Origin of the sequence: Yersinia intermedia (assembly GCF_900635455.1) — a bacterium.
GTDB classification, from domain to species: domain Bacteria; phylum Pseudomonadota; class Gammaproteobacteria; order Enterobacterales; family Enterobacteriaceae; genus Yersinia; species Yersinia intermedia.
This window is the reverse complement of the sequence record NZ_LR134116.1, coordinates 3,264,181-3,285,538: the sequence shown is the minus strand read 5'-3', so window position 1 is coordinate 3,285,538 and position 21,358 is coordinate 3,264,181. Positions and strand designations below refer to the sequence as shown.

The following is a 21,358-nucleotide window of genomic DNA, read 5'->3' as shown; positions in this document are numbered from 1 at the left end:
GGCTTGTTCGAAATAGGCCGGAAATCTTTCATTTTGTCCGCCCCACTGCTTGGTTTTCGACAAGCAGTCAGGATGCAGTTCAGTAGTCACATTCCTGATTAAGTATCCAGAGTGAAATAACATTGAGTGCTCCAGGTGAATAAGCATATTGCCCGGACAATAGAAATACGCCCTGTTTCCACAGAGGAAACTGAGAGGGTAGCTGGTAATCAAACCATTTGCTGCGCAGAAGTCCGTGAGTTGCATTGGGGACCAGCCGTATGCAACGGGGGGTGTCCACGGGTAATGCTCTGGTCCAGAAAGCTATTGTTTCATTAGGATCCACATTTCGGTCAGCGTCTCCCATTATGATCAACGTTGGCGTATGCATCTCTGAGATATATGTTGTCGCATCTGCGCGAGAATTCCTGCGCTCAAAGTCTTGCCGCGTACAGCGCGATAAGCATGGGCGCGAAGCCGTTTCTTCCGTGAATAGCCTATCAAAAGTCTCTGCTTCAAGCTTTTTAGCATTCTGAATATCAACAGCAGTTCGCCCCTCAGATTTAAGCCGTTGTTCCGTAAAATATATCCCTTGGTTTCGCCAGTTTATCGCTGCACCGGCCAGCACAACAAATTCGGGTGCTGCCAGTTGACTTGCATGCGGTACTACCCAGCCAGCCTGCGAAAAACCAAGGTATCCTACACGACTTCTTTTCAATTCAGGTTGTTCTTTCAGTTTTTGTAACGCGAGGGCAGCCTCTTCTGCACGATCAGGCATTGTCTGTGCCAGCCAGTTACCGGAACTTGTTCCTATGCCGGGTTTATCCCATGAAAAAACGGCTATCCCCTGTGCAACAAGGAACTTAACGAGTGGGATATATCCGTCCCCTGACCAGCGGTCCTGAGCACCATCACCGTGAACGATAAGTACAACTGGGGGATACTTTTTATCAGGAGGAAGAATCAGCGTACCTTGCAGAACATCCTGATGATGTTGAAATGATATGATTCGCTGTTGTCCATAGCCAGAAAGGTCAAAATCAGATAAACGAATGAAGAAAAAAACGGCAAAAAGGATGGCTATTGCAAAAAAAGAGGTAAGATATTTCATTATATGTCTCTTTTCTAACTCATTAATATTTAAATGGATTTAATTTATTATTTGATCAATATCCAGATATAAAATGTTCCGATGAAAGGTTGGAAATATTGCAATATTCTCTTCATTTTTAATAAATTTCAATGCACAGGGGGCGGACCACTATTATGCGAAATGCAGGCATTAGCTAATTACTATGAGTTGCCCTGTGCCAGAGCGGACATCACAAACCTTACCTTGGATTTATCAAAGGGGAGCAGATCAATTTCTTAGATTGTTTTGATTGATGTGGCCGTATACAAATCAAATTCGTTGGTTTGATCAATTGTATTAAGGCAGAAAACTGCCTTATCGAGCACGTTATTAAGATGTGACCTGAGAATTTATGAACATTTTATTGAGTCTCTGATGCTCTGGGGATTCAATCCTCATGGACTTCCTGACTGAGAATACGGGAGCGGCAAACAGCCAAAATCTCATCTGCCAGAGCGGAATCGTCAGGGCAAGCACGCGATAACACAAGTGCACCGACAAGATGTGCAATAGTGTCAATCAGGTCGGCACGCGTTTTGCTTCCCGCTGCATTTCCATTCGCTAAAAGAGCTAGCTGAGTTTCAATTCCGGTCTCAAATGTTGCCTTAATGGATTCAGACAGGCGTGCTGTATCGGTGCCAAGTGCCGACATCACGCACCCCTTTCCCATAGAGTCGCGATGTTGGCGGGATAGGTAGTATTCAATAAATTTTTCCCGGTCCACACCCACTGTATTTTCTGCGGATTGTGAAAAACCGCAGCTCATCGCCTCCGACATCAAATCAGCCTTGGAACTAAAGTGCTTGTAGAACCCGCCGTGAGTTAAACCTGCTGCTGACATCAGTTCCGCTATTCCCACGCCGTCATAGCCCCGTTCACGAAACAACACTGAGGCGGTTTCAACAATACGCATTCGGTTTTCACGAACCTGCTCTTTAGAAACTTTCATCGTTTCCGCATCCTCTCCTAAGAATTCATGTCACAAGTATACATTGATGATGATCGTAATCAAACCGTTTGACTTTTTAGATTATGATCATCATCATTACATTGTGTTTTCACACATCACTTAGCAGGGGAACTTACATGACGAATCGACAATTATTTCAACCCTATAATCTGGGGCCAATAACGCTCACTAATCATATTGTGATGGCGCCGCTAACACGTAATCGTGCCGCAGCGGGTCTGGTACCCAATGAACTGGCAGCGACGTATTACGCTCAGCGTGCAACTGCGGGGTTGCTGATTACTGAAGCCACGCAGATTTCCGCACAAGCGCAGGGCTATCAGGATACGCCGGGGATATACACGCAAGCTCAGGTCGATGGCTGGCGCAGGGTGACTGACGCCGTGCATGCCAAAGGTGGGCGGATATTTGTACAGTTGTGGCATGTAGGGCGAATTTCTCATGTCGACTTACAGCCGGATGGCGCTGCGCCGGTTGCTCCGTCCGCTATCCGTGCCGAGACTAAAACCTTTGTGAACAATGGATTTTCCGACGTCTCTGTGCCTCGTGCGCTTGAGCTAAGAGAAATAAAAGACATTATCGACGATTTCAGAAAGGCATCTGCAAACGCCATTGCCGCCGGATTTGATGGCGTTGAGATCCATGGCGCAAATGGTTATCTGCTGGAACAGTTCCTAAAAGATGGCGCTAATCAGCGTACTGACGAATACGGTGGTTCTATTGAGAATCGAGCGCGCCTGCTGTTAGAAGTGACGTCTGCCGTTAAAGATGAAATTGGCGCTGAACGCACAGGCGTGCGTATTTCACCGGTTTCACCCGCTAATGCGATTTCATGCAGTGATCCACAGCCGCAATATGACTACCTCGCTGAGCAACTCGATGCGTTAGGCATCGTGTACCTCCATGTGGTTGAAGGCGCAACAGGCGGTCCCCGTGATGTATCACCTTTCGATTACGATTCCCTGCGTCGACGCTTTAAAAACACCTACATCGGTAACAATGGCTATGACTTGGCGTTGGCGTCCACTCAACTTGCACAAGGCAAAGCCGATCTATTCGCGTTCGGACGCCCATTCATCTCCAACCCAGATCTAGTCGAAAGGCTGAAGACGGGAGTGCCTCTGGCCGCACTTATCCCTGAAACGCTTTATGGCGGTGGTGCAGAAGGGTACACCGATTACCCATCGTTTACAGAAGTCAGCCAGTAGACTCGCGGGTATCAAGTTTCTACCTACATACATCCCATATTGCGGGTTCTGTTTACTCATTAATAAAGAAGATCAACCTATGACCAAATCATCAGTCCTCATCACAGGCGCCTCTACGGGTATTGGTGCTGTATACGCTGAACGGTTCGCCCGCCGGGGGCACGACCTTGTTCTGGTCGCTCGCGACAATGCAAAGTTAGAGATGCTTGCAAATCGTCTGCGACAAGAAAGAGGCATTTCTGTTGATGTTCTGCCTGCCGATCTTACGCAAGCGGATGATTTAGCAGCGGTCGAAACTCGCCTACGCGACGACACTCGAATAGGTATTCTTATCAATAACGCAGGTATAGCGCAGTCGGGCAGTTTTACAGAGCAGGCGCCTGATTCGATAGAACGTCTTATCGCGCTTAACGTCACTGCCCTGACGAGACTTGCCAGTGCAGTGGCACCACGGTTTGTAAAAGCCGGCGAGGGTTCGATCGTCAACATAAGTTCCGTTGTCGGACTCGCCCCTGAATTTGCAATGTCGGTTTATGGCGCAACCAAAGCCTTTGTCCTTTTCTTGTCTCAGGGAATGAATTTTGAGCTGTCACCTAAGGGCATTTATGTCCAGGCGGTACTCCCTGCCGGAACTTACACGGAAATTTGGGAACGTGCGGGTATCGACATCAGTACCTTGTCCAAAATGATGGAAGTGGGCGAATTAGTTGATGCAGCACTGGTTGGCTTTGATCGCCGTGAGTTGGTTACCATCCCACCGTTACATAATGCTGCACGCTGGGACGCCCTTGATGCTGCGCGACAGACTCTGCTTTCGGACATCAAACAAGCTGAAGCCGCGGAGCGATATAAAACCCTTTAGTCGATACGGTGCACTGTGCAGAACAGTCTTCCTGCTGTGCTGCACCGAGATAAATCCATTATAAATTCTGTATGGCTTGTCTTCTCATCGCTGACGAGCAACCTAAAAAAACTCATGAAGGGCTAATTCAGCATGACAAACAAACGTGTAGCACTGGTTACAGGTGCTTCCTCAGGTATTGGCGAAGCATCTGCTAATAAACTTTTAGCGGCAGGTTATACGGTGTATGGCACGAGCCGACGTGGCTCGCTGGCAGGTACGCATCCATTTCCATTATTGACACTTGATGTGACGGACGACGCTTCTGTCGAGGCTGCCATTGATGAGTTGCTGAGGCTGGAGGGGCGGATCGATATTCTGGTGAATAATGCGGGCTTTGGGGTTGCTCCGGCGGCTGCGGAGGAAAGTTCGATCGAGCAGGCCAGGCGCATTTTTGATACGAACTTTTTGGGCATAGTCAGGTTAACGCGGGCAGTCGTTCCTCACATGCGCCATCAAGGCTGGGGGCGTATCATTAACATCGGTTCGATACTGGGGATTGTTCCGTTGCCGTATGTGGCACTTTATGCTGCCAGCAAACATGCGGTCGAAGGGTATTCAGGATCATTGGATCATGAACTGCGCACGCAGGGCATAAGAGTCTCTGTCATCGAACCTGCCTACATAAAAACACAGTTTGAAGCCAATAATTTAGTACCGGATGCCAAGCTTGAAGAATATGAGCTTATTCGGGCTAAGCTAACCAAAGTTGTTAGCAAGGCAATGGCTGAAGCGGAAAGTCCAGAGGTGGTAGCGGAAGTGGTCGTTATGGCTATTCAGACTTCACGCCCCAAGTTGCGTTACACGGCGGGAACGTTGGCAGGAAAGTTGAATTTCATTCTCAGATTCGCGCCTGCAAAATTTTTGGATAAAGTGGTGCGTAATAGCCTTCAGCTTGATATGAAATAATAAGAAATAGGGCAAGTTTGATCAGCAAACACGACAGGGCAAACACTCGCCATAAAACGGCCATTTCCAGCGCCGTTTTTGGGTAAACACAAATATCTGATTTGTCTGTCGCTGACTGAAAAATAAGTGACCTGAATGTTGATGTCTTCAATGGGTGCTCTTTTAGCTAGGCATCCATCCTTCGCTCATCCCGTTGCCCGTGGTAGATAGTCAGTGCCATAGGGTAATCCGCCATATTAATTTTTTTTCCTCTTCGTTGCATGTATAAAAAAATCAACTAAAATGTTAATTAAGTGATCTTGTTTTGTTGCTTAATTGTAACTTTAACAGTGAGGTTTATCATGAATGCTTATAAACTCGCCTGCATATCAGCCTCAATCAGTTTTCTTTTGTTCACTAACATTCCCCTCTGCAGCGGAGCAACTAGTGGTGTGATCCATATCGTAGGGATGATCGTTGAAGATGGCTGTACCATCAATAACTCACAACAAACTGTACACATCGAGTGCTTCAACGACGGGAAGGAAATAGAGACAACAGCATCGATTAATTCACCGGAAATTAACTTCCCTACAGGAAAAGTTACGGGTATTAAGTGGCTTCATGCCAACCATGACCTTGGAATCATGAATGTAGAATATGAATAAACACCACCAGCATCAGAGATAATGCCCTCAGTGTCTGCATAGTTGTCATTGTGCCAAGAAGGAAGGTGACAGCCTGCGGGGGCTGAGGTTTTCTTGCTGTAATGTTCTAATCGTTGGTAACCAATGGTATTCATCTTTTGTATTAGATTACTGACACACCAGTGACTTAAATATATACCTTTTGCAATGTTGCAAAATATTGTCGCAGCGGTACGACGTAATCCACATTTAGTAGCAATCAGACTGGCACTGCAACCAGTCCGATTGCCTGCAATATTAAGGATTAAACAATCAAACTCAACAGTAATACGATTGCCAGTCCAACAACCGAGTTAGTTAACTCCAGTAATCCCCATGTTTTAAAAGTGTCTTTAATCGACAGACCAAAATATTCTTTAAATAGCCAGAATGCAGCATCATTAACATGGGTTAAGGTGTTACTCCCTGAAGCTGTTGCCAACACCATTAGTGCAGGATTAACATTAAAAGTAGGTATTAGTGGACCGACAATACCGGCAGCAGTAATAGCAGAAACAGTTCCTGCACCTGTCGCCAAACGTAACAATACAGTAATAAACCATGCCATGATCAGTGGTGATACTGATGAGTTTTTCATCATCTCCGCAATATAGTCACCAACGCCAGTATCGACAATTATTTGTTTAAATGCACCACCTGCACCAATAATAAAAACTACGAGTGCTACTTTTTCAATGGCTTCAGTGTAAGAACTCATTACTTCAGTCATCGATTTATTACGGAAAATACCAAATGCAAAAATACTGATAATTACCGTAATCAGCATACTGATCTGTGCACTACCGATAAAACTCAAGAAAGTGAATAAATTCCCATTTGGTGTAATGTAAATTTTAATTATTGTAGCTAAGACAATAATGATTGCAGGGGTTAGAGGAACCAGTAAACTGACGGCAAAACTAGGCATTTCCTCTTCAGTAAAGACTTTGGATGATTCAAGTAATGGAGGAATAGGGCGATCTAAATTACCAAGTATTTTGGGCAATAGTATACCAGAACAAATGACTGTGGGAATCGCGACTATGATACCGTATATATATACCATGCCTATATCAGCATGGAATGCTGCAACTAATGCGGTTGGACCAGGTTGTGGTGGAAAGAGGCTATGGGCAGTTGTTGCTGCTGCAACCATAGTTATACCTAACTTCAGGAAGGGTATTTTAGCTTCTATAGCAATACTAATCACCAACGGTGCCAATATTAAGAATGCGACTTCATAGAACATCGCCAAACCAAAGATAAGCCCAATTATTAATATTGCCCACTGTACATTCTTCGGACCAAATTTTTCCAATAATGTGCTGGCAACGCGCTGAGCTGCACCTGAGTCCACCATTAGCTTGCCTAATATCGCGCCGAAAAGAATAATCAGAGCTAAGTGGCCTAAGGTACTTCCAACCCCTGTTTCTATCGATTTATTAATTGAGGCTAATGGGTGGCCTTCTAATAGCCCAACCGTAATTGCCGCAAGTAACAAGGCTAGCATGCCATTAATTTTGAATTTAATATTTAAGACAAGTAATACCAATACACCAACTACTACCCATAGAATGGGTAGGGATTCTATTATCCAGTTCATATTATTTCCCTGTGTTTTTACTTTTCTTATACATATATAATGTATGTCATATTATATAAAATGAGCATCAATGATTAAACTACTGGTCTACAACTTTAACTTTATTGGTGTGACATGTTGTATATGTTATATGACAACCTTCCTTTGAAATGTTTGACTTTAATCACAAAATCAAATTTAACTTATTAAGTTTGATCAAAGACGGACAGTCGAAAGACACAGATCCAGATAATGCGTACTCAGGGATTTGGAGTTACAGAGATAGTCAGGACAATGGCGATAGGTTATGCAATAGTCTGTAATATCATCAATTAAAATAATGGATTAGAGCAGTAACGCGATTTTGCATCGTTGAATTTAATTAATTACTTTAGAAATATAACATAATAATAATAAATGTTTTTCAAATATCAGATGGCACTTTTTTGGGAGGGGAGGTGCTGAGAACCTGTAATACCACGCGGTATGCTGGTATGAATACCTTACTATACACAAGCAGTTTAGGCAGCTATCAAAACAATTTACTGAAGAAATTCTAATAATATCTATCCACCATATTATCTTTTTTTGTTCCCTTCACTCGCCATATTAGTGCAATTAAAGTATGGAATATTCATTTTTAACATTAGGTAAATAACTTATATGTTATTTACCTAATAAGATATTTCTTGTTTTGTAGGAAATATCCTATCTATTAGTATTTATGAATCCTGAAATCAAAAACGGTTAGTGAAGTATCCTCATAAAGAAAATATCTTTTGCTGACTTCTAAAGTGGATATGATGATTTTTTTTGTGAAATATGTTGCATTTTCTTTAAAAAATTGTTTTTATTTTGTTGTTGGTTAATGATAATCCAGATGTAAAATTGTACTTCCATTTGTAAATATTATCATGGTTTTTGAAAATAGTTTCATAGCGAAAATATTCTAAATAGTTATTAAAAACAGCCTGACTTTTGATGATTTTTAGTGATTTTCTCAAAAGTTACCATCTCAATCTTAAAGCTTTGTCAGACAGGTATTTGAGATGAAATACATCTATACCGCTATGTTACGACGTTTCTATTGGAGGGTTGTATTATGAAAAACCATTTAACGACAAGGTTTCCGTATATTTATACATTGCAGTCTACATGGGAGAGATACGCAGCAGTCTTTTTGAGAAATAAAACCGCGAAATAATCGCGGCCAGTATGATGAGAATGGTAGGACAACTTCGGGAAGAGACTCGAGTCTGGCGATAAAAGTATCACTCAGCAAATGTTTTTAAACAACATAGTCTGTAAGGATGACTAATATGGACAAGTCTGAACTGCTTAAACACCTTCATAATATCAATTTGTCATATTTGCTTTTGGCGCAACGTTTGATAAAGGATGAAAAGGCGTTGGCAACATTCCGTTTGGGAATTGATGAAGCGATGGTCGATGTATTGTCAAAACTCACATTGCCACAACTGATCAAATTGGCAGAAATCAATCAACTGATCTGCCATTTCCGTTTCGACGATCATAGCACCGTTGAGCGTTTGACCAAAGAGTCCCGTATCGACGATCTGCAACAAGTCCATACGTGTATTTTGCTATCAAGCCAGTTACAGCAAAAGTTACCGGGTAAAAGGGAGAGTACAATGATGAGGGGGGCTGATGATGAGCAAAAAAAGTATTGTTCAAGAAGTTAAAGAGATTCAACTTGCCATGGAATTGATCTCTTTAGGCGCACGCTTACAGATACTGGAAAGTGAAACGCAACTCAGCCGTGGCCGCCTGGTCAAACTGTATAAAGAGTTACGTGGTATATCCCCTCCTAAGGGAATGCTGCCATTTTCTGCCGATTGGTTTATGACATGGGAACAGAACATTCATTCATCGATGTTTTATAATGTTTATCAATTCCTACAGAAAAATAGGCAATATCAGAAAGTAGAAATCATTATCAAGGCTTATTATTTATACTTGGAACAGTTTCCACAACAGCTTGGTAAAAAACCATTGTTATCCTTGACACGGGCTTGGACATTGGTGCGCTTTGTCGACAGTAATATGTTACAACTTTCCGCCTGCAGTTGCTGTGGTGGTGCTTTTATTACCCATGCGCATCAACCCATTAGTTGTTTTATCTGCAATTTATGCCACCCTCCATCCCGTGCAGTAAAAAAACGTAAACTTTCTCCGAACCTGGAAAGCATTGCGTATATTCCAGGCTGAGCCTAAGTATTACGGTCGCCTAATGGCGAGGTGCGTTTGGTGAATAAGGTTTTTGGTCTCTCTCTGAGCCCTTTTTGAAGGGTGAAACTCAGATCAAAAACTTATTTGCAACAGTGCCATAAAAGTCGTGCTAACACAGTGGTGGTGAGAGTGATAAAGTCGCTGGCGACATTATTTTACAAGCTCGATTCGTTCTGGGTTATTAAGATTCTTGCTGGTAATTGCAACAGGGCTAACCAAGACATCTGCTGTTGCCGGGCGAGCCCCCGTACGGATGTAATCGGTCCGAATTTTTACTGCCTTTCGGCCTTGTTTCCCTTGGGTATTGATCGATTGTTGTGGTGAGCACACCGTCTCGTACTGCCTTCAGCGCATCAGTTGAACCATCGTAACCCAAGATAGCCATTTTGCCTTTTAAGCCTCGCGCTTCAACATTAGTCTTCTTGGTAAAATAATAGGATTTGACTATATCATGAGGGAAAATATTTGAAATGGCAGTTCTACAGAATAATTTTGTCTTTAAATATGCGAAAAATAGAATATCAATTTCAGCGAATAATTAGCTAAAGAATATAATGATATTGACAATATGATTATCGAAGGGCGATTACCTAGCACCGGCAGCTAAGATATTAAAATCAGTCAGGTGCACCATGTGAAAATCATACCGGTCGGCAACGGAGAGTATCGTCTGAAACCGGTATGGTGTGGGGCTGCCCTGAGCGAGGGAAGGGTAACTCTGGCGAATCCGGTCTGCTGCGGGGCGGATAATTAGCATGAGCCTCAATATGCCGATATCTGATGTAGAGAACATCACTTAAAAACACGCTGATTCTATCAAATAAACCACTGCTTACTGGCTATTGTCGCAGCGCCGCTAGCACCGTTAAATGCTGATGATGAAGCTTGCACGAAGCGCACCACGTCATGGGAAAGCGGGCGGCGCAAATAAGTTCGTATTTGCCGGATCAACGCTTCTAGTGGGAAACCTGACATATCCATCACCCCTCCGCCGAGCACTATCGCATGGGGATCAAACAGGTTAATGCTGGTGGCAATAGCTTTTGCTGTTCGTTGCATAAATTGCACAATAAATGGCTGCCCGGCGGCATAGAGAAACAGTTCACTTAGCTCAAATTCGCGCGGCGTGCTGTCATACCATCGGCGTAACGCCAAACCGGAGCAGGTGGTTTCCAGACAGCCGTAATTGCCGCATCCACACTGCTTTTCATCATCCCCCATGGGGATATGGCCCAATTCACCTGCCACGCCGTGTGCTCCAGTCCAGGGGGCGCCATTCATCCAGATAGCAAACCCCATGCCGGTACCAAGATAAGCACCGAGGACCAATTGCTGCTCAAGTTGATGTTCATGTACGTCATAGGAGAGTTGCATATTAACATCACGCTCGAATTGAACCGGGCAGTGTAGCGCTGCACTCAGCTTATCGGCCAGCCCCGCCAGGTCAGTCGGGGTTAACGGTAAATTTGGCGTGGAAATAATGCTCTTTTTGTCGTTCTCTACCAGTGCCGGGAACCCCATGACCAGCCCTTGGCAGCATGCATCATAACGTTCAAGATATTGATGCAGTCGGGCGCTTAATCCAGCAACTAACCCCGATGCAATGACATCAGCGGTACGTAACTTCTCACAATGGAGCATCACACCATCGCGCTTGAGTAAACAAAAACGGATATGGGTCGCCCCCATATCGACCCCGATCACCACGTCATATTTAGGCATGCTGTAACACCTCACTCTTGGCATGAATGATTTGTTGCGACATCAGCGCCCAGGCTTTATCGATATCAGAGGCATGATTGAACAGCCCGGAAGAGCCAACAATCAGCACATCGGCTCCAGCCTCAATCAGGAGTTGGTAAGTTGCCTGATTACAAGAACCATCAATTTCAATTTCATAATTAAGCTGGTTTTTTTCACGCCAGGCTTTCAGCTCAGCAATTTTATCTAACATTTCAGGGATAAATGGCTGCCCGGCAAAGCCTGGGTCCACCGTCATGACGGTTATTTTGTCTGCTTTATGAATGTAATATTTCATGCTATCGACCGACGTTTCTGGATTGAGGATCAGGCCGACTTTCATCCCTAAACTGCGGATCTCCTCGATCAAGCGAAATGCTTGCCCGTTGAGAGTTTCTGGGTGCAGCGTGATAAAGTCTGCGCCTGCTTTTGCTAAAGGCGCAATGTAATCCTGCGGGCGTGTCACCATTAAGTGGCAGTCCAGTGGTTTGTTGGCGATACGTTTCACTTGGCTGACGAAAAAGGGGGACAGTGTCAGGTTAGGCACAAAATGGCCGTCCATAATGTCGATGTGAAAATAGTCCGCATTTTGGTCAATAAATTCAATCTGCTCTTTAAACTTCAGCAAATCCATACACATCAGGGAGGGAGATATCTTCATTATCGAGTCCTTACTTACTGATAAGTCGGTCAAGGGCGACAGCGGCAATAATCAGGCCGCCCATCACCACCAGTTGGTAATAGGTTTGTACTTGGAGAATATTTAGGCCGTTATTGATGGTGCCTATAATCAGGCCACCAATAACCACTGAAAAGATGCGCCCCTTGCCCCCGAAGAAGCTGGTACCGCCAATAATGGCACTGGCGATGGCATAGGTTTCAAACCCCATCCCGGCCAGCGGTTCAGCCGCGCCAAGGCGCGCTGTCGAAACCACACCAGCAAGACCGGCACAGATACCTGAGATGATAAACACCACTAGCATGTGAAATTTCACATCAATGCCTGAATAGAAAGCGGAGTTTTTATTGCCACCCAGGGCGTAAATATTGCGACCAAGACGTGTACGGGTGGTCAGAAACCAAAGCAATATGGCGATAAACAGGGCAAATAACACCGGGACGGGGATGCCTAACACACTGGCAGCAAAGAAATTTACAAACTCAAAGGAGAAGCCATACACCGAGTTGGCATCAGAAATCACCAGGGTGATACCGCGAAAAATGGCATTGGTGCCCAGAGTGATGATGAAAGGGTGCAGACCGGTCCAGTTGACCAGACAGCCATTAATGGCCCCCAGTGCCCCACCTACCAGCACACCGCCAATCAGTGCTGCAAATATTGGGTCTACCCCAGCCAGCATCAATTTTGCGGTAACCATGCCAGACAGTGCCAGAATCGCACCAACAGATAAGTCGATCCCCGCCACTAAAATGGCAAAGAATTCCCCCATCCCAATTAATACGGTGACTGAGCTTTGGACGAATATTTGCGTGATGTTATTGGTAGTAAGGAAATACTCCGACGAAATAGAGCCAAAGATAGCCACAATGATCGCCAGAATGAAAAAAGTGCCGTATTTATCCCAAAAAGCGGCGAAGTTAAACGGCTTTTTCCCAGCCGTATCTGATTTCACTCTTGTGGTAATGCCCATGCCATAATCTCCTCTTCGCTGATGTCATCGCGGTTGGTCAGGATTTGCGTCAATCGCCCTTCACAAAACACCGCAATACGGTCGCAAACGGTAATAATTTCGGGAAGCTCAGAGGAGACCATCAGAATGACTTTCCCCTCATCCGCAAGGGTGCGCATCACTTTATAGATCTCGGCTTTAGCACCCACATCAATACCTCGGGTGGGTTCATCAAAAATAATCACGTCGGGATGACAACATAACCATTTAGAAATCAATACTTTTTGCTGATTCCCGCCAGACAGTTCTGTGATGTTTTGCGATACAGAATGGCACTTTAGTGCCAGCAGGCTTCGTTGTTCTTCGGCAATTTCCTGCTCAAGCTGTGGCTTAACCAACCCCATTGCACCTTTGTAACCCCCTTCTTTTAAGCTATGGCTGATAGCCATATTTTCAGCGATAGAGAAATTGCCGAAAAAACCGTTTTCACGCCGGCTTTCAGTGATATAACCCATGCCTTTCTTCAGTGCATCCAGCGGGGAGCGGGGGGTGATATTTTTGCCATTCAGCCAGACTTCGCCATGACTGGTTTTGTCGACACCAAACAGGCAATTCATTAATTCGGTGCGGCCGGAACCCACCAAACCGGCAAACCCGAAGATCTCGCCACGGCTGACAGTAAACGAAATATCGCGGACTTTTTTCTTATCGCGACTGGTCAGGTTTTTCACCTCAAACACCGTGTCGCGTACCACGTTGCCGGCATTTTCTTTGAAGGCAATAAAGCGGTTTTGTAATTCGCGCCCGACCATCAAGCGCACAATATCGTCGTTGGTAACATCCTGAATCATGCCGCTACACACACTGCTACCATCTTTCATTACTGTATAGCGATCGCAAATACGGCGGATCTCATTCAGTTTATGAGAGATATAAACAATAGCAGTACCCTCCTTGCGCAATTGATTCATAATTAAGAAGAGGTAATCTACCTCTTTATTTGTCAGTGATGAGGTTGGCTCATCCATAATAATGACTTTAGCATCAAGCATTAATGTTTTGGCAATTTCCAACATCTGTTTATGACTGATGGATAAATTAGCCACTTTTTCATCAAGGCTGACTTTTAAACCCACGCGCAATAACATTATTGCTGCCTGGATACGCATTTTTCTCCAGTCTACAATGTTTATACCGCAGACTTTTTTCGTCAAGTGACGGCCAATATAAAGATTTTCTAACACCGTCAATTCATCAATAACACTAAGTTCCTGATAAATGATTCCGATACCTAATTGCGCTGCCTGTTTATGATCCAGTTTGTCGTAATTAATATCATTAATAGTTATTGATCCACTCGTTGGGGAATGAATGCCTGACAATACTTTCATTAACGTTGATTTACCTGCGCCATTCTCACCTAATAACGCATGAATTTCATGCGTGAAAACAGTTAAATCAACGGACTTTAAGGCATGAACCGGCCCAAAGGATTTGCCGATCCCCGCCATAGAGATATAAGGCGTGACCATATAATCACCTTAGTTTTTTATTTCTACCGAAATCTACCCTTACCCGACCTAACCCGTAAGAGGAAAGCCGAGTGAATGGCTCTGCTCTCTAACCGGATATGGCCGGGTGGGTACGGCTATAACGCTATTTGGTGACCAGTACAGAATCCACCAGCGTAAACTGTGGTTGTTTATCCAATGGGATCACTTTCCCCCGTTGAACTGCTTCCACCAGCAGCTTCAACCCGGTAGCACCTATATTCGCTGGGTTTTGCGCTACCGTGGCGGTCATTTGCCCAGCATCGACCATCTTACGTGCTTCGGGTATTCCGTCGGTGCCGACAACCAGAATCTTGCCAACTTTACCTGCATTGGCGACCGCCTGAGCAGCCCCCATCGCCATGGTGTCATTGGCACAATAGATAGCTTTCAGATTGGGGTTGCGCTGCAAAACATTGGTGGCGACATCTAGCGCTTTAATACGATCCCAATCAGCAGGCTGACTGGCAACTAATTTGATTTGGCTGGCTTGCTTAAATGCTTCGGTTGCTCCTGCACGGCGTGCTTCACCAGAAGCGTTACCCGCTTTACCTTCGATAATAGCGACTTCACCACCGGTACTGCCTAATTTATCAATAATAAAAGCCGCTCCTTTGGCACCTACCGCATTATTATCGGTTGTGACAAAGGCCTCGACATTGCCTTTGGCTTTTTTCAGATTATCCATATCAATTTTCTCGTCAAGATTGACCAGATAAATTCCTTTTTGCCAGGCACGGGCCACAGGCATAACCAGGTTAACTGAAGACAGTGGCGCAAAGGCGATGCCTTTGTAATTTTTATTACTCAGATCTTCAAATAATTGCAGTTGAGACTGAAAGTCGCCTTCAGAGGGAGATGCAAATATATCCACACTGACACCTAATACTTTTGCCTCCTCTTCAATTCCTTTTTTCATATCCACCCAAAAAGGATTAGAGAGCGTTTTTAAAATAACCGCATACTCTGCGGCAGCGAACGCGCTGGTGGATAACATCATACCTATGGCTGCACCACTAAAGAGTTTTAGAAGTTTATTCATGGCTCATTTCTCATTGTAGGGAGAGAGTTCCGGCATGCCTTAAAATAGAGACATGCCGGTTTTTTATTACTATTATTTATCTCGTCGGAAAAAGTCGACAATAGCGCCAGTTTTTTCCAGATTAATCGTGGCTCGTTCAATATCTTGTTGTGCTACTGAAACAAAAAATGCATCTAATAATGTGAGTTGTAATATACGCGCTGAGGCGTTCCGCCCTAATAAAGGGGTCTCTGGTGCTGGCGAACAAATAATAAAATCAGCCAGTTTGGCAATAGGGGAGTGATAGCTATGAGTAATACAAATAATCTTCGCTCCATTTTTTTTTGCCAATTCTACAGCGGCTTTTAAATCACTGGTGCGACCGGAATGGGACACGACCAGCACTACATCACCTTCTTTCAGCAATGCAGCGGACATCATCATAATGTGTGCGTCTTGGTAAGCCTGACAACGCACACCTATGCGCAGTAGTTTATGCGCAATATCGGCGCAAATGGGGTTCGAGCCGCCCACGCCGTATAAATCACGCTGTTTGGCACCATAGAAAAAGCGTGCTGCACGGTGGATTTCATCGACGTTAACGATCGATTGCCCTTCCATAATCGTGCGCAGGGTGATGTTAAATACCTTATTAACCACATCCTCTGGCGCTTCATCAAACGATAACTCGGCCGGTAACACCTGTTCAGACTGCGAGAAGTAATCAATCAACGTACTGCGCAGATTGCGAAAGCCGCTAAAACCCAGCAGTTTTGAAACTTTAACTATCATCGCTTCTGACACCATGAGGGTCTCGGCAACATCTTTAATCGCCGGTGCGGCACTCAAGTTCCCTGGTGTAAGAAACCATTCAACAATACGGCTTTCATTTTCCGTCATCCCCTCCTGCTTCATTCGTAGGTAGGGGGCGATACCGATCCCGTTAGGAATACCTTGATCAAACTCTGACTGACTCATCTCGGTCTCATGTCCAAAAATTGAAGACGTCACTATATCATCACAATGTGTTGACGAAATATGCAATCAACTTCACAGATTTTGATAATTTATAAAGTAACTATGTTTCGTGTAGTTTTATGTTCGAGAGACTAAACATTATAAGTTAATTTATTTTTAATAAAATCAATCTTTTGAGTGCTCTTTATGGGTGCTATTTAACAGGATGGTCTTTATGTGTACTACACGGATTATTTAAAATTGATGATTATAGTACGTAAAATGGACACCTTAATGCCCGCTGTTATTGGGGTTTTTAACTAAAAGTATCGTTTTAGCTCACATAAAACTGAAATTTGTGAAGTTTGGCTTACTGACGAATGAGAGGTTATTCAATGAAAAGTATCGCTCTGGGTTGTGATCACGTTGGATTTATTCTGAAAGCGGATATTGTTGCTCACTTACAAACGCGTGGCATCAAGGTGATTGACAAAGGTTGGTGGTCTACAGAACGTACGGATTATCCACGTTATGCCAATGAAGTTGCTGAAGCGGTCACTTCTGGGGAAGTTGATGGTGGCGTCTTGATTTGTGGTACGGGCGTAGGTATCTCGATTACGGCAAATAAACATCCTGGTATCCGCGCGGTAGTGTGCAGTGAACCCTATTCGGCACAGCTTTCCCGGCAACATAACAATACTAATGTACTGGCTTTTGGTTCTAGGGTCGTAGGGTTGGAACTGGCTAAGATGATTGTGGATGCCTGGCTCGATGCAGAATTTGAAGGGGGACGGCATCAAACACGGGTAGATGCCATAACTGAGGTGGAAGCACGGTTTAACGCATTGTAACAAGACTGGACACTATTTTTGCCGATATAGGAAGGGTTCTGTATCCCCCCATCTTGCGATGAGGGGATAGTCTTATTTGTTGATGCGCCCGACATAGCCTTGACCAATGACAAGGCGGCCTATGGGGCAGCCACTTTATAATCAGGGCCGTTTGTCATCTCACTGGTATTAAAGCATGGCTTATCAACTTAATCTTAATTGGCCCGAATTTTTAGAGAAATACTGGCAAAAACAACCTGTTATATTAAAAAATGCCTTCCCTAACTTCATTGATCCGATTACACCGGATGAACTGGCTGGTTTGGCGATGGAAGCGGAGGTAGATAGCCGTCTTGTCAGCCATACCAATGGTCAGTGGCAGGCCAGTAATGGGCCGTTTGAGCATTTTGATAACCTGGGTGAGACCGGATGGTCGTTGTTGGCTCAGGCTGTTAACCACTGGCATGCTCCGTCTGCCGAATTGGTGTGTCCATTTCGCGTGCTGCCGGACTGGCGTTTAGATGATCTGATGATCTCTTTTTCCGTACCGGGTGGGGGTGTCGGGCCGCATATCGATCAATATGATGTTTTTATCATTCAGGGAATGGGCAGCCGCCGTTGGCGCGTGGGTGACAAATTACCATTGAAGCAGTTTTGCCCACATCCGGCGCTGCTCCACGTTGAGCCTTTCACACCAATTATTGATGAAGACCTCGCTCCGGGCGATATTTTATATATCCCACCAGGCTTCCCACACGACGGTTTTACCCATGAAACGGCACTCAATTACTCTGTTGGATTTCGCGGGCCGAATGGCAGGGATCTGATCAGCAGTTTTGCTGACTATGCGCTGGAGAACGATCTCGGCGGTGAGCACTACAGCGACCCTGATTTAACCTGCCGGGAACATCCGGGTCGGGTTGAGGAATACGAGCTTAACCGCTTGCGCCAGATGATGGTCGACATGATTAATCAGCCGGAAGACTTTAAGCAGTGGTTTGGTCGCTTTGCTACCACGCCGCGCCATGAGTTGGATATCTCTGCCGCGCAACCACCTTACGAGCAAGATGAAATTGTTGGTGCTTTGATGGATGGTCAGATCTTGACGCGCCTGAGCGGCTTGCGTGTTCTGCAAGTGGGCGACAGCTTCTTTATCAACAGCGAACGGCTGGAAACAACCGATGCTAAAGCTGCCGATGCACTGTGCCGCTACACGATGATTGGCAAGAAAGAACTGGGTGAGGCGCTAAACAATCCAACTTTCATGGCTGAGTTAACCGAATTGATTAATCAGGGTTACTGGTTCTTCGACGAATAAGAATGCAATCAATAGTGGCTTCCGAATGCGAGTATCGTGACGCGATTCGGGGGCCGCAGTGATTTTTCAGCGTTATGCGCAAGCCAACGATCCGGTTCAGTTAATAAACGCGGGGTATCTTTATAACCAGAGGTGATTTTTATTGGTGATTGTTTTTTATAAAGTTAATTCGGTTGGTAGCAGAATTAAATGTGGCGTGATTAAAATATAATAAAGTTAATTATAAATGGTTTCTAACACGATCGGTGTGAGGGAATTCGGTGCTATGGCTATTAATAAATAGCCCCACTTAATCTAAGTGGGACTTTATGCTATTATTTTATCTTAGTTTTTGGCTGTCTGATCAGCTGCGTTAGTGTTTTGGCCCTGGCTTATTGAGTAGGTTCCTTTATAACTATCACTGTCGCCGATATTTGCCATTGAAACAGTAGGTGCCAGGATAGCTGCGATAAGTGCGATTGCTGCGATGGTAGTTTTCATAATAAATTCTCTTCTATTTGTGTATGTGAAAGCGGGTTGCTTTCGATAGGAGTAATGTTACTCCGATCACAAAAATTGAATATCAAAGAGAATTGCTTATCTTGTTCAAAAAAAATGAATGACTAATTGGGTTCGCGGCTTGCTGAAGTCAGTATGGTGCTTAATTACGACTAAAAATATGTATTTAATTATCTATCTAACTGATTATAATTGTTATTTCTAATTCTCAATAGCTGTATTTATAATCAAAAAAAGAGGAGTAAATAAAGTTTTTCCCGCATTGGCCCCTATCATCCGAGGGTGCTGATGTTGCATCGACTAATCTCGTCACAGGTGACTAAATTCTAATTCGGCAGATAGTGCCGACCTCATTAGGCCATTCCACTTATACGTGGCAGAATATAAAAAATAAATACAACTATTTCACCTGAGATGATAAATACATAAATATGGATCGTTCACGCTTACTAAAGTTCCTGCTACCTTATCTTTGGCCGAAAAATAACCCTAAGCTTCGCTATTATCTGGTTGCGGCCGTGATCTTTATGGTGGTTTCCAAGGTCAGTACCACTCTGGTCCCACTAGCTTATAAGGCGATGGTTGATACATTAAGCAGTGAAAACGCCAAGATACTGGCTATTCCAATCGGTTTTATTATTGCGTATGGCATCGCGAGAATCAGTGCTTCCTTATTTGAGGAGCTGCGGAACGTCATGTTTGTACATGTCAGCCAGAATGCGACTCGGTTACTTGGCTTACGTGTATTTAAACAATTGCATGAACTAAGTTTGCGCTTTCATCTGGACCGACAAACCGGTGGTTTATCCCTATCAATCGAGCGTGGAACCCAAGCTGTCGCTACCGTACTCTCGCGCCTGTTGTTCTCTATCTTTCCCATTTTGTTTGAGATAACACTGGTTTCGTTGATCATGTGGCATCTGTTAGATGGCTGGTTTGCGATCGCGATTTTGGTGACGGTCGGCTGCTATATTTTGTTTACGATAATGGCCGTCAGTTGGCGAACCCGCTTCAGGCGTGAGCTAAATCAAGCCAATGCAGATGCAAACACTAAGTCTATCGACAGTTTGCTCAATTATGAAACTGTTAAGTATTTTGGTAATGAAGCGTTCGAAGCGCAGCGTTTCAATACTTCACGGCAACTCTATGAACATGCAGCTATCAAAAACCAATTCAGTTTTACTGCATTGAGTCTTGGGCAGACTGCTATTATCTCAATCGGGTTGGTCGTCATGATGGCGATGGCGGCGCAAGGTATCACGCAGGGCAAAATGACTATTGGTGATTTTGTATTAGTGAATGCCTATCTGCTTCAGTTATATCAACCGCTTAATTTTTTTGGGTTTATTTATTCTGAAATCAGGCAAGCCTTGATCGATATGGAAAATATGCTCGACCTGCTGATGGTTAAGAAAGAAGTGACTGATAGACCAGATGCATTGCCTTTGAAACTGACCCAAGGTGAAGTCCGTTTTGCGTCAGTCAGCTTTGGTTATGATCCCCGCAGGCCTATTCTGGATAACGTGAGTTTCAGCATCCCTGCGGGCAAAACAGTCGCTGTAGTGGGTGCTTCTGGTGCGGGGAAATCAACTCTCTCACGCTTACTGTTCCGTTTTTATGATGTAACGGGTGGTGCTATTTACATTGATAATCAGGATATTAGGGCTGTTACTCAGTCGACTTTGCGCGAAGCGATAGGTATTGTGCCGCAGGATACCGTGCTGTTTAATGACACATTGCGTTATAACATTGCTTATGGCAGAACGTCTGCAACTTTTGCAGAGATAGAACGTGCGGCAAAACTCGCACATATTCATAAATTTATCACTAGCCTGCCAGATGGATATGAGACACGAGTAGGGGAGCGGGGGTTGAAGCTCTCTGGTGGCGAAAAACAGCGGGTCGCTATTGCGCGTACTATCCTTAAAAACCCCGCTATATTAGTATTTGATGAAGCGACCAGTGCATTGGATACGCAAACTGAGCGTGAAATTCAGGCTCATCTGCGAGAAGTTAGCCGCTATCACACGACGTTGGTGATTGCCCATCGATTATCAACAATCATTGATGCGGATGAAATTATTGTGCTGGACGCCGGTGCCATTGTGGAACGGGGCCGCCACGATATGTTATTACTTGCCAATGGGCGTTACGCCGCCATGTGGCAAAATCAATATCATGAGGAAGAGCAACTTGCACAATAACAAGCTGTTCTTA

At 44.4% G+C, this 21,358-nt stretch carries 19 protein-coding genes; 9 read left to right on the top strand and 10 right to left on the bottom strand.

The window, feature by feature from the left end; translation table 11 throughout:
- Positions 1–79 precede the first annotated feature (79 nt).
- A complete protein-coding gene (locus tag EL015_RS15050; protein ID WP_005182632.1) occupies positions 80–1,090 on the bottom strand; it encodes an alpha/beta hydrolase family protein in 1,011 nt (336 codons plus the stop codon).
- A 409-nt stretch (positions 1,091–1,499) separates the two neighbouring features.
- Positions 1,500–2,060 (bottom strand): TetR/AcrR family transcriptional regulator, encoded by a 561-nt coding sequence (locus EL015_RS15045; RefSeq protein ID WP_005182635.1) that lies wholly within the window; start codon positions 2,058–2,060, stop codon positions 1,500–1,502.
- Between the two features lie 137 nt (positions 2,061–2,197).
- Here EL015_RS15045 and EL015_RS15040 point away from each other — a divergent pair, with 137 nt between their 5' ends.
- From EL015_RS15040 to EL015_RS15025, 4 genes are all read left to right on the top strand, one after another.
- Positions 2,198–3,289, top strand: a complete 1,092-nt coding sequence (locus EL015_RS15040) for an alkene reductase (RefSeq protein ID WP_032905721.1) — start codon at positions 2,198–2,200, stop codon at positions 3,287–3,289.
- A 79-nt stretch (positions 3,290–3,368) separates the two neighbouring features.
- Complete coding sequence (locus tag EL015_RS15035; protein ID WP_005182639.1) at positions 3,369–4,151, top strand: SDR family NAD(P)-dependent oxidoreductase; 783 nt, start codon at positions 3,369–3,371, stop codon at positions 4,149–4,151.
- Positions 4,152–4,283: 132 nt separating this feature from the next.
- On the top strand, positions 4,284–5,099 hold the full coding sequence (locus EL015_RS15030) for an oxidoreductase (RefSeq protein WP_005182640.1): 816 nt from the start codon (positions 4,284–4,286) through the stop codon (positions 5,097–5,099).
- Between the two features lie 341 nt (positions 5,100–5,440).
- Positions 5,441–5,746, top strand: a complete 306-nt coding sequence (locus EL015_RS15025) for a hypothetical protein (protein ID WP_032905722.1) — start codon at positions 5,441–5,443, stop codon at positions 5,744–5,746.
- Between the two features lie 283 nt (positions 5,747–6,029).
- Here EL015_RS15025 and EL015_RS15020 read toward each other — a convergent pair whose 3' ends face one another.
- A complete protein-coding gene (locus EL015_RS15020) occupies positions 6,030–7,355 on the bottom strand; it encodes a gluconate:H+ symporter (protein ID WP_408068445.1) in 1,326 nt (441 codons plus the stop codon).
- Positions 7,356–8,665: 1,310 nt separating this feature from the next.
- Between EL015_RS15020 and flhD the strand changes: the two genes are divergently transcribed.
- Together flhD and flhC are read left to right on the top strand one after the other, a co-directional pair.
- On the top strand, positions 8,666–9,049 hold the full coding sequence (flhD, locus tag EL015_RS15015) for a flagellar transcriptional regulator FlhD (RefSeq protein WP_005182647.1): 384 nt from the start codon (positions 8,666–8,668) through the stop codon (positions 9,047–9,049).
- Positions 9,015–9,575, top strand: a complete 561-nt coding sequence (gene flhC / locus EL015_RS15010) for a flagellar transcriptional regulator FlhC (RefSeq protein ID WP_172668595.1) — start codon at positions 9,015–9,017, stop codon at positions 9,573–9,575. The genes flhD and flhC overlap by 35 nt, the downstream gene beginning before the upstream one ends.
- Positions 9,576–10,412: 837 nt before the next feature.
- Here the strand turns inward: flhC and alsK are convergent.
- The 6 genes from alsK to EL015_RS14980 all read right to left on the bottom strand — a co-directional run bounded on the left by alsK (position 10,413) and on the right by EL015_RS14980 (position 16,516).
- Positions 10,413–11,318, bottom strand: coding sequence for an allose kinase (alsK, locus tag EL015_RS15005; RefSeq protein ID WP_032905727.1), 906 nt, complete (start codon positions 11,316–11,318; stop codon positions 10,413–10,415).
- A complete protein-coding gene (gene alsE / locus EL015_RS15000) occupies positions 11,311–11,997 on the bottom strand; it encodes a D-allulose 6-phosphate 3-epimerase (protein WP_032905728.1) in 687 nt (228 codons plus the stop codon). The genes alsK and alsE overlap by 8 nt, the downstream gene beginning before the upstream one ends.
- A gap of 10 nt (positions 11,998–12,007) precedes the next feature.
- Positions 12,008–12,988, bottom strand: coding sequence for a D-allose ABC transporter permease (gene alsC, locus EL015_RS14995; RefSeq protein ID WP_032905729.1), 981 nt, complete (start codon positions 12,986–12,988; stop codon positions 12,008–12,010).
- Positions 12,967–14,499: a D-allose ABC transporter ATP-binding protein AlsA gene (gene alsA, locus EL015_RS14990; protein WP_005182659.1), complete on the bottom strand. Its 1,533-nt coding sequence runs from the start codon at positions 14,497–14,499 to the stop codon at positions 12,967–12,969. The genes alsC and alsA overlap by 22 nt, the downstream gene beginning before the upstream one ends.
- Before the next feature lie 124 nt (positions 14,500–14,623).
- Entirely contained in the window at positions 14,624–15,559 is a 936-nt protein-coding gene (alsB, locus tag EL015_RS14985; RefSeq protein WP_005182661.1) for a D-allose transporter substrate-binding protein, read from the bottom strand.
- A 72-nt stretch (positions 15,560–15,631) separates the two neighbouring features.
- A complete protein-coding gene (locus tag EL015_RS14980) occupies positions 15,632–16,516 on the bottom strand; it encodes a MurR/RpiR family transcriptional regulator (RefSeq protein ID WP_042569372.1) in 885 nt (294 codons plus the stop codon).
- 374 nt (positions 16,517–16,890) lie between these two features.
- Here EL015_RS14980 and rpiB point away from each other — a divergent pair, with 374 nt between their 5' ends.
- Both rpiB and EL015_RS14970 read left to right on the top strand, forming a co-directional pair.
- Positions 16,891–17,346, top strand: a complete 456-nt coding sequence (gene rpiB / locus EL015_RS14975; RefSeq protein WP_005182666.1) for a bifunctional allose-6-phosphate isomerase/ribose-5-phosphate isomerase RpiB — start codon at positions 16,891–16,893, stop codon at positions 17,344–17,346.
- Positions 17,347–17,521: 175 nt separating this feature from the next.
- Complete coding sequence (locus EL015_RS14970) at positions 17,522–18,643, top strand: ribosomal protein uL16 3-hydroxylase (protein WP_005182668.1); 1,122 nt, start codon at positions 17,522–17,524, stop codon at positions 18,641–18,643.
- Positions 18,644–18,967: 324 nt separating this feature from the next.
- Here the strand turns inward: EL015_RS14970 and EL015_RS21735 are convergent, their stop codons facing one another.
- Positions 18,968–19,123 (bottom strand): hypothetical protein, encoded by a 156-nt coding sequence (locus tag EL015_RS21735; protein WP_164711359.1) that lies wholly within the window; start codon positions 19,121–19,123, stop codon positions 18,968–18,970.
- A gap of 449 nt (positions 19,124–19,572) precedes the next feature.
- On the opposite strand from EL015_RS21735, the gene EL015_RS14965 reads away from it, so the two are divergent.
- Positions 19,573–21,345: an ABCB family ABC transporter ATP-binding protein/permease gene (locus EL015_RS14965; RefSeq protein WP_005182670.1), complete on the top strand. Its 1,773-nt coding sequence runs from the start codon at positions 19,573–19,575 to the stop codon at positions 21,343–21,345.
- Positions 21,346–21,358 lie beyond the last annotated feature (13 nt).

Bases quoted from the DNA above. Each gene is read 5' to 3' on its own strand.
- EL015_RS15050 (WP_005182632.1), bottom strand. From the start codon at position 1,090: ATGAAATATCTTACCTCTTTTTTTGCAATAGCCATCCTTTTTGCCGTT.
- EL015_RS15045 (WP_005182635.1), bottom strand. From the start codon at position 2,060: ATGAAAGTTTCTAAAGAGCAGGTTCGTGAAAACCGAATGCGTATTGTT.
- EL015_RS15040 (WP_032905721.1), top strand. From the start codon at position 2,198: ATGACGAATCGACAATTATTTCAACCCTATAATCTGGGGCCAATAACG.
- EL015_RS15035 (WP_005182639.1), top strand. From the start codon at position 3,369: ATGACCAAATCATCAGTCCTCATCACAGGCGCCTCTACGGGTATTGGT.
- EL015_RS15030 (WP_005182640.1), top strand. From the start codon at position 4,284: ATGACAAACAAACGTGTAGCACTGGTTACAGGTGCTTCCTCAGGTATT.
- EL015_RS15025 (WP_032905722.1), top strand. From the start codon at position 5,441: ATGAATGCTTATAAACTCGCCTGCATATCAGCCTCAATCAGTTTTCTT.
- flhD (WP_005182647.1), top strand. From the start codon at position 8,666: ATGGACAAGTCTGAACTGCTTAAACACCTTCATAATATCAATTTGTCA.
- flhC (WP_172668595.1), top strand. From the start codon at position 9,015: ATGATGAGCAAAAAAAGTATTGTTCAAGAAGTTAAAGAGATTCAACTT.
- alsK (WP_032905727.1), bottom strand. From the start codon at position 11,318: ATGCCTAAATATGACGTGGTGATCGGGGTCGATATGGGGGCGACCCAT.
- alsE (WP_032905728.1), bottom strand. From the start codon at position 11,997: ATGAAGATATCTCCCTCCCTGATGTGTATGGATTTGCTGAAGTTTAAA.
- alsC (WP_032905729.1), bottom strand. From the start codon at position 12,988: ATGGGCATTACCACAAGAGTGAAATCAGATACGGCTGGGAAAAAGCCG.
- alsA (WP_005182659.1), bottom strand. From the start codon at position 14,499: ATGGTCACGCCTTATATCTCTATGGCGGGGATCGGCAAATCCTTTGGG.
- alsB (WP_005182661.1), bottom strand. From the start codon at position 15,559: ATGAATAAACTTCTAAAACTCTTTAGTGGTGCAGCCATAGGTATGATG.
- EL015_RS14980 (WP_042569372.1), bottom strand. From the start codon at position 16,516: ATGAGTCAGTCAGAGTTTGATCAAGGTATTCCTAACGGGATCGGTATC.
- rpiB (WP_005182666.1), top strand. From the start codon at position 16,891: ATGAAAAGTATCGCTCTGGGTTGTGATCACGTTGGATTTATTCTGAAA.
- EL015_RS14970 (WP_005182668.1), top strand. From the start codon at position 17,522: ATGGCTTATCAACTTAATCTTAATTGGCCCGAATTTTTAGAGAAATAC.
- EL015_RS21735 (WP_164711359.1), bottom strand. From the start codon at position 19,123: ATGAAAACTACCATCGCAGCAATCGCACTTATCGCAGCTATCCTGGCA.
- EL015_RS14965 (WP_005182670.1), top strand. From the start codon at position 19,573: ATGGATCGTTCACGCTTACTAAAGTTCCTGCTACCTTATCTTTGGCCG.